This window comes from Nocardioides okcheonensis, from assembly GCF_020991065.1.
Lineage (GTDB): Bacteria > Actinomycetota > Actinomycetes > Propionibacteriales > Nocardioidaceae > Nocardioides > Nocardioides okcheonensis.
Genome location: NZ_CP087710.1, coordinates 2,854,400 through 2,866,208 on the forward strand (window position 1 = coordinate 2,854,400; position 11,809 = coordinate 2,866,208).

Annotated in this window: 12 protein-coding genes, 1 tRNA gene and 1 pseudogene; 5 read left to right on the forward strand and 9 right to left on the reverse strand. The window is 73.2% G+C overall.

All coding sequences use genetic code 11. From position 1 onward, the window contains the following. Window positions 1–22: 22 nt before the first annotated feature. A complete protein-coding gene (locus tag LN652_RS13860; RefSeq protein WP_230441206.1) occupies window positions 23–667 on the reverse strand; it encodes a hypothetical protein in 645 nt (214 codons plus the stop codon). A gap of 118 nt (window positions 668–785) precedes the next feature. Here LN652_RS13860 and LN652_RS13865 point away from each other — a divergent pair, with 118 nt between their 5' ends. Next, window positions 786–1,253 (forward strand): aminoacyl-tRNA deacylase, encoded by a 468-nt coding sequence (locus LN652_RS13865; protein ID WP_230441207.1) that lies wholly within the window; start codon window positions 786–788, stop codon window positions 1,251–1,253. On the opposite strand, the gene LN652_RS13870 is transcribed toward LN652_RS13865, so the two are convergent. The 4 genes from LN652_RS13870 to LN652_RS13885 form a co-directional block, all read right to left on the reverse strand. Further along, entirely contained in the window at window positions 1,237–1,536 is a 300-nt protein-coding gene (locus tag LN652_RS13870; RefSeq protein WP_230441208.1) for a virulence factor, read from the reverse strand. The two genes, LN652_RS13865 and LN652_RS13870, sit on opposite strands and share 17 nt — an antisense overlap. A 582-nt stretch (window positions 1,537–2,118) precedes the next feature. Next, complete coding sequence (locus LN652_RS13875; protein WP_230441209.1) at window positions 2,119–2,826, reverse strand: hypothetical protein; 708 nt, start codon at window positions 2,824–2,826, stop codon at window positions 2,119–2,121. Then, window positions 2,823–3,614: a sigma factor-like helix-turn-helix DNA-binding protein gene (locus LN652_RS22050; protein ID WP_329958494.1), complete on the reverse strand. Its 792-nt coding sequence runs from the start codon at window positions 3,612–3,614 to the stop codon at window positions 2,823–2,825. The genes LN652_RS13875 and LN652_RS22050 overlap by 4 nt, the downstream gene beginning before the upstream one ends. After that, window positions 3,570–3,659, reverse strand: a tRNA-Ser gene (locus LN652_RS13885). The genes LN652_RS22050 and LN652_RS13885 overlap by 45 nt, the downstream gene beginning before the upstream one ends. A 230-nt stretch (window positions 3,660–3,889) precedes the next feature. On the opposite strand from LN652_RS13885, the pseudogene LN652_RS22160 reads away from it, so the two are divergent. The 4 genes and pseudogenes from LN652_RS22160 to LN652_RS13905 form a co-directional block, all read left to right on the forward strand. Further along, window positions 3,890–5,443, forward strand: a pseudogene (locus LN652_RS22160) (lysophospholipid acyltransferase); the annotation flags it as partial. An 11-nt stretch (window positions 5,444–5,454) separates the two neighbouring features. Continuing rightward, window positions 5,455–5,706 carry a hypothetical protein gene (locus LN652_RS13895; RefSeq protein ID WP_230441212.1) on the forward strand — a complete coding sequence of 84 codons (252 nt, stop codon included), beginning with the start codon at window positions 5,455–5,457 and terminating at the stop codon, window positions 5,704–5,706. Further along, window positions 5,703–7,136 carry an HAD-IB family hydrolase gene (locus LN652_RS13900; protein WP_230441213.1) on the forward strand — a complete coding sequence of 478 codons (1,434 nt, stop codon included), beginning with the start codon at window positions 5,703–5,705 and terminating at the stop codon, window positions 7,134–7,136. The genes LN652_RS13895 and LN652_RS13900 overlap by 4 nt, the downstream gene beginning before the upstream one ends. Beyond that, window positions 7,133–8,533 (forward strand): wax ester/triacylglycerol synthase domain-containing protein, encoded by a 1,401-nt coding sequence (locus tag LN652_RS13905; RefSeq protein WP_230441214.1) that lies wholly within the window; start codon window positions 7,133–7,135, stop codon window positions 8,531–8,533. The genes LN652_RS13900 and LN652_RS13905 overlap by 4 nt, the downstream gene beginning before the upstream one ends. A gap of 3 nt (window positions 8,534–8,536) precedes the next feature. Here LN652_RS13905 and LN652_RS13910 read toward each other — a convergent pair whose 3' ends face one another. The 4 genes from LN652_RS13910 to LN652_RS13925 all read right to left on the reverse strand — a co-directional run bounded on the left by LN652_RS13910 (window position 8,537) and on the right by LN652_RS13925 (window position 11,755). Next, the gene (locus tag LN652_RS13910; protein ID WP_230441215.1) at window positions 8,537–9,127 is read right to left on the reverse strand and encodes a GNAT family N-acetyltransferase; all 591 of its coding nucleotides are present in this window, start codon (window positions 9,125–9,127) and stop codon (window positions 8,537–8,539) included. Window positions 9,128–9,136: 9 nt separating this feature from the next. Further along, a complete protein-coding gene (locus tag LN652_RS13915) occupies window positions 9,137–9,967 on the reverse strand; it encodes an acyl-CoA thioester hydrolase/BAAT C-terminal domain-containing protein (protein ID WP_230441216.1) in 831 nt (276 codons plus the stop codon). Between the two features lie 115 nt (window positions 9,968–10,082). Next, a complete protein-coding gene (locus LN652_RS13920; RefSeq protein WP_230441217.1) occupies window positions 10,083–10,544 on the reverse strand; it encodes a GNAT family N-acetyltransferase in 462 nt (153 codons plus the stop codon). A 32-nt stretch (window positions 10,545–10,576) separates the two neighbouring features. After that, complete coding sequence (locus LN652_RS13925) at window positions 10,577–11,755, reverse strand: ROK family transcriptional regulator (RefSeq protein WP_230441218.1); 1,179 nt, start codon at window positions 11,753–11,755, stop codon at window positions 10,577–10,579. Between the last annotated feature and the right edge of the window lie 54 nt (window positions 11,756–11,809).

An 11,809-nucleotide genomic window follows, 5' to 3' on the forward strand; every position in this document is an offset into this window, starting at 1 on the left:
CCGCGATCCTCGCACCGAGGGGTCAGTCGCGCTGCACCGTCCGCAGCCGCAGCACCTCGCCCGCGCTGGTCCCGTCGCCGGGACCGACGGCGGTGGCGCCGACGGTGCCGGTCACCGCCGCCTCGCGGGACGTGGTGACCAGGAGGGTTCGCGGACGGCTGCCGACCACCTGGCGGTCAAGGGTCTTGTCGCCGGGGGCGGCCCAGCGCAGGTCGACGGGGAGGGTGCCGGGTGGGCCGGCGGCCTCGCCGCTGATGTAGCCCAGGGCTCCGGTCAGGCGAGCCGACCGGAGCTTCCCCTGGACGTGGAGGTCGAGCTCACCGGTCTCGATGACCAGGTTGTCCACGAAGGTGCAGGTCTCGCTGAGCTGGGCGATCGCGTCGAGCCACAGGCCGTCGGGCACGAAGCCGGCGGGGCAGGTGTAGTCGAGCGTCTCGCCGTAGACGGCGTCGACGGCGGGCGAGCCGGGTGTCTGCCAGGCCTGCACGCGGCCCACGTGGACGTTGCCGCCGGCCTGGGGCACCGCGCCGAGCTGCAGCCACTCCGCGACGACGCTGCGCTGCCGGGTCTCGGTGTCCGCGTGCGCCGCCGGTGCCCCGGCCCCGACGACCGTGAGGACGACGGCGCTCGCGGCGGCGGCGCGGCGCGCGTGGGTGCGTACGGTCATGGGTGGTCCCCCTCGAGCGGGCAGTGGCGCCTCCGGACACTGCACCGTGGCACCCGGCGCCCCCGACGAGGTCGCTCGTGTCGAGGGTTCACCAGATGTGGTGGCTACGCTCGACGGCGTGGACGAGCAGACACCCGCCCTGCGGGCCCTGGCGGAGGCCGGGATCCCCCACGAGGTCACCCGGCACGGACGCGTCGGGTCGCTGGCGGAGGCCGCGGCGGTACGCGGCGTCGAGCCGTCGGCGATCGTGAAGACGATGGTCGTGCGGCGCGGCGAGGGCGACCACCTGCTGGTGCTGGTGCCGGGCGACCGGCAGATCTCGTGGCCCCGGCTGAGGGCGCTGCTCGGGGTCAACCGGATCTCGATGCCGGACGCCGACGCCGCGCGCGAGGTCACCGGCTACGAGCGCGGCACCATCACGCCGTTCGGCACCCTGGTCCCGCTCCCCGTCGTCGCCGACGAGCGCATCGTCGGCCGCACGATCTCGCTCGGCGCCGGTGCCCACGGCGTGGCCGCGACGCTGGCGGCCGACGACGTCGTGCGCCACCTCGGTGCGCAGGTCGCGGACGTCACCGACCCGGCGTGAGCCCGTCGAGGAAGGCCGCGATCCGGTCGGCCGGCCAGTCCGCGTCCAGCTCGGCGGTGACCCGGTCGAGGACCTCGGCGGGGCTCCCGTCCGCCTCGGTCCACGGGCTCCGCTCCCAGCCGGCGAGGTAGTCGTCCGCGCCGGTGTCACCCAGCCGCATCGCGGCTTCGTCGATCGCCTCGGCGAACCGCGGCGCCAGCTCCGCCTTCACCGTCTCGTCGCCGGCGCGGGCGGCGACCATGGAGGGCAGCTCGCGCCACCGGGTGACCTGGAACTCCGTCATGGCGGGCAGCCTAGGACCGGGCGTGCTGTCCGGGGAACGACGATCGGGCCGGCCCCTGGGGGACCGGCCCGATCGACTGGCGGGCTCCCGACGAAAGTGCATTGGTGCAGGTCATCGGCGGTTTTCCGCAGGGCCTGTAGGCCCCATTCCCCGTGAGGTACCCCCTCCATTCCCCGTGAACCGGTTCTGACCTGCGGGTTCAGCGCCGTTCGAACTAGCGGAGCTTGGGTCTTGGCTGATTGAGGGCTGAGGGCGATCACGGACGCACCGGCGTCTGTCGCGGTCGTTATCAGCAGCCTGCTGGCTACGGCTCGTCGGCGGTTCGGGGCTGGATCGACGACGTGTGTGTTGTCGGGTCGTCATCTGGGACTGGGGTGACGGGACCCCTGTTCTGCTGTGCCCGTAGTTCCGTCACAGCATTGTGCCGCGCCGGGGCGAACACCTCGTCCATGACTTCGAGAGGGTTGCCGTGTGTGGTTCTCCGACTGCCTCGTCTGCTACCGAATGCCCGCTGTGCACAGAGGGTCACGAGGACCACGAGCACGAGGAGCCCGATGACGGCTTGCAGCTGTCCGAGGGCCTTCACGGTCGCATCACCTCTTGCTCCTCTGTGGAGCCGGGGACTACCTGCCCGTCGATGAGCAGCTCGGAGGTGTACTCGTCGATGTTCTCGGGGATCTCGAAGGGGGCGTATCCGGCTCCGTCGACCTCGTAGACACGAAGATCCTTGGTGTAGTCACCGGACGTGATGCGCACGGTGTCCACGTCGGGGTGGACGGCGTAGATCCATACGAACGAGTCGCCCACCTCGGCTCCTGAGTCGGCGAACAGGGCCGGGTCCTTGAGGTAGCGCGCCGTGTCGATGACGACACCTCCACAACCGGTATCGACGTACTCCCCGTACTCGTAGCCAGTCGTGTTCCACTCGCTGCCGAGCAGGTTCTTGCGCTCTTCGACCAGTTCCACGCCGGTGACCGGCTGTCCGCACGCGTCGGTGCGGTCAGACTCGATGAGCAGGTAGCGACTGCCGTCCACACTCCCGGTCGCCACGATCCGTTCAGGAGCGATGGTGTCGACGTACTCGGGTCCGTCCTGTACGTACGCTCCCGCTGCCAGCGCCAATGGAACGGCCAGCGCTCCCACGCTGAGGGCGAGTCGTCGGTTGCGACGCGGACGGCGCTCGCGCTGGGGTGCGGTTGCGAAGGCATCCTCGGTGAGCGTGTCTGCCACCGTGTGCAGGTCATGCCGCAGGCGTTGTTCGATGCCCTGCTTGTCGTGGGTGTCGTTCATGCCAGTGCCTTTCGAAGCTTGTCGAGTGCGCGGCGGTGGTCGGAGCGCACCGTTGCCGCCGGGCGGTCGAGGACGGCTGCTACCTCGTTCAAGGGGAGGTCTTCGTAGTAGTGCAGGACGACGACGGCGCGCTGGATCCATGAGAGCCGTCCGACGTGGGCCCATGTCTCGTCCACTTCCGGTGGAAGAGCGACCGGAGGCCTCTCGGGGGTCCTCGACAGGAGGCGGAAGCGACGCCGCTGGACGTCCTTGACGGCGTTGACCACGGCGCGTTTCAGGTATGGGAGCGGCTTGTCGATCTGGTCCCAGCGGTCGTGTGCGGAGGTGAACACGGATTGGACTACGTCCTCGCTCACGTCGTGTGAACCGGACATCAGGTACGCCAAGCGCAGGAGCGTCAGCCGATGCTCTCGGTACGCATCTTCGAACTGCAAGGCAGGCCCGTGCCTCTCCGTAGTTTTCACATCTGTCCAGTCGTCGCAGGACCCTGCAGCGTTGCACCGGACACTGATCTTTTGCCGGTCGGCAGGAGTGCGCCAAGCGCTCTGCCTCAGCCACCTGCGGCAGGGCGTCTCGTCATCATCGGGCGACCGGACTCCCGGCGCAGCGCACCCGGCTCGCTCGCGGAGAGCCGCAGCGCCTCCCGGAATGCCGAGAGCCGCCCCCGGCGACCGATTTCTCGGGCCTGAGGCGGCTCTCTCCGACTTTCGTCGGCTTGGCTCCCGACTTTCGTCGGGAGCCCCTGGCGGTGACGGAGGGATTTGAACCCTCGGTGGACTTGCGCCCACAAACGCTTTCGAGGCGTTCTCCTTAGGCCGCTCGGACACGTCACCGCGCCGAACGTTACTAGAGGGCGGTGCCGAGGATGAAACCGAGGTCGGTCCCGGTCGGGCCATGGTCAGGGTGTGGGTGACGCAGGTAACTTTCGGCGCACGCCCGTGCTCGCGCCCCGGCGCGGCAGGAAGGAGGGGCCGTGACCGCCGTCCGACGTGTCCGAGACCTCGCGCGGGCCGGCCTGCCCCGCAGCGTCGGGGAGCGGCTCCCCGCCGCGCCGCCGCAGGAGGTGACCGAGCTCCTCCACGACAAGCGCTTCCAGGCCGCCGTCCGGGACTGGGCCGACGAGCAGGGCCGACCCGAGCCCGAGGTGTGGGACGAGGTCACCGGCTACCTCCACGAGATGGCGGCCGACCACGACGACCGCACCTCGCAGGGCTGGGCGCGGATGGGCGACTGGTTCCTGCGCGCCTACGACGTGCTCGTCGACGAGGACCAGATGCAGCGGCTGCGCAAGGTCGACCGGGCCCACAGCCTGGCGCTCGCGTTCAGCCACCGCTCGTACCTCGACGGCATGGTCATCCCCAACGTGCTGATGGCGCGGCGCTTCTCGCCGACCTACACCTTCGGCGGCGCCAACCTGAACCTCCCCGTGCTGGGCACGATCGCCAAGCGCACCGGCGTCATCTTCATCCGCCGCTCGACCCAGGAGATCCCGGTCTACCGGCTCGCGCTGCGCTCCTACATCCGCCAGATGGTGGCCAACAAGCGCAACCTGGCCTGGTCGATCGAGGGCGGCCGCACCCGCACCGGCAAGCTGCGTCCCCCGGTGCACGGCATCCTCAAGTACCTCACCGACACCGTCGAGGGGCCGGACGCCCCGGACGTGCAGGTCGTGCCGGTGTCCGTGGTCTACGACCAGCTCCACGAGGTCTCGCTGATGACCGAGGAGGCGCGCGGGGCCAGCAAGACGCCGGAGGACTGGCGCTGGCTCGTACGCTTCGCGCGGCTGCAGCGCAACCGTCTCGGGCGGGCCTACCTCACCGTCGGCGAGCCGTTCTCGCTGAGCGAGCGGATGGCGGAGCTCGCCGCGGAGGGCGTCACCGGGCACCAGGCGGTCGAGCGGGTCGCGCTCGACATCTCCCACCGGCTCAACCGCGCCACCCCCGTCACCGTCACCGCGATCGTGTCGCTGGCGCTGCTCGGCGCCGACCGCGCCCTCACCGTCGACGAGGTGCTCGAGACGGTCGAGCCGCTCGCGGCCTACGTGGAGTCGCGCCGGTGGCCGGTCGCCGGCGCCGCCGACCTGCGCGACCGCTCGACGATCCGCCGGGCGCTGGCCGAGCTGGCCCGCAGCGGGGTGCTGACGGCGTACGACCAGGGCACCGAGCCGGTCTGGAAGATCGGCGACGACCAGCACCTGGTCGCGGCGTTCTACCGCAACACCGTGATCCACATCCTCGTCGAGCGCGCGATCGGCGAGCTCGCGCTGCTCACGGTCAGCGAGCTCGAGCCCGGCGCCGACCTGCCGCCCGGCGGCGAGCTCCAGGTGGGCTGGGAGGAGGCGAAGCGGATGCGCGACCTGCTCAAGTTCGAGTTCTTCTTCCCCTCCCGCGCCGACTTCGAGGACGACCTGCGCGCCGAGCTGCAGCTGCTGGTCGGCGAGGGCGTCACCGAGCTGACGCCGGTCAAGGCGCGCCAGCTGCTCGTCACCGCCCGTCCCCACCTCGCGCACCTGGTGCTGCGCCCGTTCCTCGACGCCTACCTCGTCGTCGCCGACCGGCTCGCCGAGCACGGCGACGGCCCCGTCGACGAGGAGGCGCTGCTCGCCGACGCCCTCGCGGTCGGCCAGCAGTGGGCCCTGCAGCGGCGGGTCGCGAGCGCCGAGTCGATCTCGCTCAGCTCTTCCGCACCGCTCTCGCGCTCGCCCGCCACAAGGGGCTGCTCGACGAGGGCGCCGGCGTGGGCTCGGCCCGCGAGGCGTTCGCCGCCGAGCTGCGCGACACCGTGCGCCGGGTCAACATCGTCGGCGAGATCGCGGGGGAGCCCGTGCAGGTGGTGCCGCCGCCCGTCCCGCAGCAGTCGCCCGCGCAGGACCCCGTGTGAGCGGGCTGTCCACCGCGGCCCGCGAGGCGATCGACGCCATCGAGGCCGGCCCGCAGGGCCCGGAGGTCGGGGCGTTCTTCGACCTCGACGGCACCCTCGTCGCGGGCTACACCGCCGCCACCTTCTACGGCGACCGGCTCAAGGGCCGCGAGGTGTCGCCCGCCGAGTTCCTCCGCACCGTCGTCACGGCGGTCGACGGCGAGCTCGGCGGCGACCCCACCCGGATCGCCCACGTCGCCTTCTCCGCGATGCGCGGGGAGTCGGAGGAGGCCTTCGCCGACCTCGGCGAGCGGCTCTTCCGTGCGAAGATCGCCGGCACCATCCGGCGCGAGTCGCGCGCCCTGGTCGCGGCCCACCAGCGCGCCGGCCACACCGTCGCGGTCGCCTCGGCCGCGACGGCGTACCAGATCGCGCCGGTCGCGCGGGACCTCGGCGTCGAGCACCTGATCTGCACGCGGCTGGTGGTCGAGGACGGCCAGTTCACCGGCGAGACCGACGGCCCGATGCTCTGGGGACGCCACAAGGCCAGCGGCGTCCGCGCCTTCGCGCGCGAGCACGGCGTCGACCTGGCGGAGTCCTACGCCTACGGCAACGGCTACGAGGACGTCGCCTTCCTCTCCTCCGTCGGACACCCGACGGCGCTCAACCCGCACCGCGACCTGCGTGCCGCCGCCGCGCGGCTGGGCTGGCCGGTGCTCGACCTCGCCGACCCCGTGGGCGGCTCGCTGGTCGCGGCCGGCCGGACCGTCGCCGCGCTGGCCGGGATGAACGCCGGCGTCGGTGCCGGCCTGGCCTACGGGCTGCTGCGCGGCGACCGCAGCGAGGCCCGCAACACGGCGGTCAAGCTGGCCACCCACCTGCCGATGGCGATCGCCGGGGTGTCGGTGGACGTCCTGCACCGGGAGCGGCTGTGGACCCACCGGCCGGCGATCTTCGTCGCCAACCATCAGAGCGCGCTGGACATCCCGGTCCTCGGCCAGCTGCTCGAGCGTGACTTCACCATCGTGGCGAAGAAGGAGGCGCGGTGGGACCCGCGCACCTTCGTCGGGTCGGTGGTGATCGACCCGGCCTGGATCGACCGGTCCGACTCAGCGTCGGCACGGGCGACCCTCGACGGCGTCGTCGACCGGATCCGCGGCGGCACCTCGCTGATGATCTTCCCCGAGGGCACCCGGTCGGCGACCCCCGTGCTGGGGCCGTTCCGCAAGGGTGCGTTCCACCTGGCCGCGCAGGCCGGCGTGCCGGTCGTGCCGGTGGTGCTGCGCAACACCGGCGAGCTGATGCGCCGCAGCTCGCTCGTGCTCAACCCCGGTGTCGTGGACGTCTGCGTCCTCGAGCCCGAGACCGACTGGAGCGCCGACGACATGGACGACCGGATCGCCGCCCTGCGGCAGAAGTTCCAGGACACCCTCGCGAGGTGGCCGCAGTGAGTCCCACGACCTCCGAGGACCTCGAGCGCTGGGGCAGCGCCGCGACCTGGTCGTCGGGCGCCGAGCTCACGCCCGTGCAGACGCTGCTGTGGCGGGCCGAGCGCCACCCGGTGCAGTCGTCGACCACGACCGTCGTCATCGACCTCGACCGGGCGCCGGACTGGCAGCGGTTCGTCGCGGCGACCGAGTGGGGCACCCGGCTGGTGCGCCGGCTGCGGCAGCGGGTGGTCGACCCGGTCGTGCCGACCGCCCCGCCCACCTGGGCCGACGACCCCACCTTCGACCTGCGCTACCACCTGCGCCGCGAGCGGGTCGCCGGCCGCGACGAGGTGCTGGCCGAGGCGGCGCAGGTCGCGCTGCGCCCCTTCGACCGGTCGCGCCCGCTGTGGGAGGGCGTCCTGCTCGAGGACACCGACGGCGGAGCGAGCTACGTCCTCAAGATCCACCACGCCCTCGCCGACCCGCTCGGCACCGTCCAGCTGCTCTCGATGCTCCAGTCCGGCCGCCGGGCCCACACGCCCCGCAAGCCGCTCGGCGACGAGGACGCCGCGCCGGCCGAGGTGGACCCGGTCGACCTGGCCGTCGCGGGCCTGCGCGGCGACGCCTCCGTCCTCGCCGGGTCCGCCTGGGGCGCGGCCCGGTCGCTGCTGTCGACCCGGCCGTCGACGGTGGTCGCGTCCGGCCTGCGCTACGGCGCGTCGGTCCGTCGGCTGCTCACCCAGGCCGCGCCGCCGTCGCCCGAGCTGGCGCCGCGCACCGGGCGGTCGTGGGCGTTCCTCACCCTCGACGCACCGCTCGAGCCGCTGCGGACGGTGGCCCGCCGGAGCGGCGCCACGCTCGACGACGTCGCGGTCGCGCTGGTGCTCGGCGGGCTCCGGCGCTACCACGAGCGACGCGGCAGCGACGTGCGCGAGGTGCCGGTCGGCGTACGCGTCTCGCTGAGCCGCGCCGACGACCTCGGCAACCGCTTCGCCGGCGCCGTCATCTCGGGTCCGACGGCGATCGAGGACCCGGTCGACCGGGTCGCCGCGGTGCGGGGCGAGGTGCTGTCGCTCCACACCGAGCGGGCGCTCGAGGTCCTCGACGCCGCCGCCCCGCTGCTCAACCGGATGCCGTCGTTCGTCGGCGCCTCCGCGCTCCGGGTCGCAGCTCCGCCCGACGCCTTCGTGCTGACGCTGCCCGGCCCGCCGAAGCGGCGCTACATGGCCGGCGCGCAGGTGCGGGGGACCTACGTCCTCGGGCCGCTGCCGGGTTCGGCGCTCACCGTCGTGCTCACCACCCTCGGCGACACCGCCTGCCTCGGGGTCAACGTCGACGCGAGCGCCGTCGCGGACCTCGCCGCGCTGCGCGCCAGCCTCGAGGAGGCGGTCGGGGAGATGGTGGCGGCGGGGCGCTGAGCCTCACCCCCGGGCGAGCTCCTTGCGGACCACGCGGCGGCGCAGGGTCGGCGTCGCGACCACCTCGTAGCCGGCGTCGAGGAAGACCTGCAGCAGCCCGACCGACGCCTCGTCCCAGATGACCGTCTTCCCGTCGGCGGGCTCGGTGGGGTAGCCCTCCAGGACGCGCGCGCCGACCCGCTCGCCGTACGCGACGGTGGCGGCGGCGAGCTCGTACATCAGTCCCGCCCGGCGGTGGCCCTTGCGGACGACGAAGCAGGTGACCGACCAGACGCCCTCGCGGTCCGGGTCCATCCGCATCCACGGCTGCCTGCGGCTCCAGATGCGCGGGTAGTTCTCCCGCGGCTCGACCGCGACCCACCCGGCGGGCTCCCCGTCGACGTAGCCGATCAGTCCCGACGTCGGCCCGCCCGTGCCGCAGGCCGTCTGCTCCACCAGCGCCGTGTCGCGCTGCTCCTGGGTGGTGTCGCGCCAGATCCAGCCCGGCACCTTGAGCCCCTGGCACCGGCACTTGCGGGCGCCGCCCGCCTCGAAGACGGCCTCGACGTCCGCGTCCGTCGCCTCGTTGGCCGGGCGCCAGGTGAACTCGGGCATGCGACGACCCTAGTCCGCTGTGGCGCCTGGCCCGCGGAGCAGAGCGGCGACGTGGGGCCACGCCGCCCGGCCCAGCCTGCGGTCGGCCTCCTCCGTCCCGTCGCGCCGCATCCTCACGCCGCCCACGACCGGGTCTTCCCCGGGCAGGACGGTGCGGTGCCCCGCCCGCGGGTCAGTGACGAGCGTCGTGCCGCGTCCGTGCGCGTCGCGTCGCGCCTCGATCGCGCGGGCCATCTCGAGCGACGGCCAGACCTGGTCGTCACCGCCCGCGACGAGCACCAGTCGGTCGATGTGCTCGACGGGGAGCGCGGGTCCCGAGGTCGCTGCCGCTGATCGCCGCCTGCTCTCCTCGTAGAGGGTGACGAAGGCGGGCGGGTCGTCGGCTGGCTCCCACGTGTCGATGAACGGGACGTGGGGCAGAGGGGATCCGCCGAAGGTCCAGTGCGAGGTCGTGGCGCCGTCAGGACGTACGCCGGCCCACACGACGTCCGACGGCGCGAACGCGACGACCGCGTCGACATCGGGGCTGTGGGCGCCGATGAGCATCGCCGCCTCGGAACCGAAGGAGGTACCGACGACGACGATCGTGTCGTTCTCCCGGGCCAGGTCCGCGACCCGGCCGAGGAACAGCTCGAGCGGGACGTCGTACGGCCCTGAGCTCTGCCCCGCGCCGCCGAACCACTGGACCGACTCCGCAACGACGCCGTGCTGGGCCAGGAGCCTGGCCCGCCCCGAGTCCACCCGTCCGCTCGAACCGGCGAGCACGAGCGCAGCGACACCGGTCGGGACGTCCGGCACCCACCGCACGCCCTCGATCCCGGTCAGCGACTGAGACTCCACGGCACGAGTCTGGCAGCGATGCTTTGCACCCGGACCTCGTGGTTCGCACCCGCGATCTCGGGTGCGAACCACGAGAGTCCCCGGATATCCGGGGACTTCGGAGGTCTGACGCTCCTCAGGCGGTGCCGACGTAGCAGAGCATCCGCCCGTCGGCGACGTCCTCGACGTTGACGAAGCCGTGGCGCTCGTAGAACCGGCGGGTGTCGGCGTCGACCTCGTCGACGTTGATGTGCATCTCCGGGGCGCCGGCCTCGCGGGCCAGGGCGCGGGACAGGTCGAGGACCTGCGTGCCGATCCCGGCCGAGCGCAGGTGGGGGACGACGTAGAGCTCGTCGAGGGTGGCGACCGGCCCGTCGAACCAGATCGCCGGCCGCAGGGTGACCAGCGCGAAGCCGACCGGCCCGGTGTCGTCCTCGGCGAGCACGGCGTAGGCCGTCTCGAGGGCGAGCAGTCGCGCGAAGCGGCCGGCGAGCACGTCGGCGTCGTCGGTCTCGGACTCGAACTCGGTGTTGAAGTCCCACAGCAGCCGGGCGAGCACGCCGGCGTCGGCCGGGGTCGCGCGGCGGACCTGCGTCATGGCGCGAGCGTACGCCGCGTGGTGCGGGCGGGTCAGTCGTCGACCGGGTCGCCGAGGCGGACGCCCTCGAGCAGCATCGCGTCGACCGCGGCCGGGGCGAGCGCCTTGTCGAGCGCGAGCACCGCGCAGCCGACGAGTCCGGCGCGGTCGCCGTAGGTCGAGGGCAGCACCTGCAGGTCGCGGGTGGCGAGCGCGGTGGCGCGGGCGTAGATGCTCTCGCGCAGGCCGGCGGCGTAGACGTCGAAGGCCGCCGACATGTCGCCGCCGACCACGAGGGCGTGCGGGTTGAGCAGGGTGATCGCGGCCGCGACGACCTCGCCGACCAGCCGGCCGCTCTCGCGGAGCATCGCCTTGGCGTCGGCGTCGCCGCCCAGGGCGAGGGCGGTGAGGTCGCGGACGTGGCTGACCTCGTGGCCGCGCTCGACGAACTGGGCGACCAGCGCCCACCCGCCGGCGACGGTCTCCAGGCACCCCTCGCCCCCGCAGCGGCACGCGTGCCCGGCAGCGGCCTCGGTGCGGACGTGGCCGATCTCGCCGGCGCCGCCGAGGTGGCCGCTCACCACGCGACCGTCGGCGATGATGCCGAGGCCCAGGCCGGTCGACACCTTGAGCACCAGCAGGTCGTCGTAGGACGCCGCGTGGCCCAGGCGCTCGGACAGCGCGAGCACGTCGGCGTCGTTGCCGACGTGGAGGGGCGCGTCGGTGACGGGCGCGAGGTAGGGCGCCAGGTCGACGCCGTCCCACCCGGCCATCACCGGGGAGTCGATGCTCACCGCGCGCACCGGGTCGACGGTGCCGGGGAGGCTGAGGCCGACGCCCAGCACCGGGCGGCCGGCGTCGCGGACCAGTCCGGCGAGCTGCTCGGCCAGGGGCGGCATCACCTCGTCGGGCCCGGCGCCGACGGTGTGCTCCACCGAGGCCGAGCCGAGCTCGGTGCCGCCGAGGTCGAAGGTGGCGAGCTGGCTGCGGGAGCGTCCGATCGCGACGGCCAGGACCACGCCGGCGTGGACGTCGAAGACGAGGCTGCCGGGCGGGCGGCCGCCGGTGCTGGCGAGCTCCTCGCCGAGCAGGACCAGCCCGGCGTCGGCGAGCGCGGACACGCGGGCCACGACGGCGGTGCGCGACATGCCGGTGAGCCGGCGCAGGTCGGAGCGGGTGTGGGCGCGTCCGCTGCGCAGCAGGGCGAGCAGGTCGCCGGCGGTCTCGTTCATCGCTGGGATCCTAAGCCCCGGCTACTTATGCATGAAAAAGACCGAAGACATGGT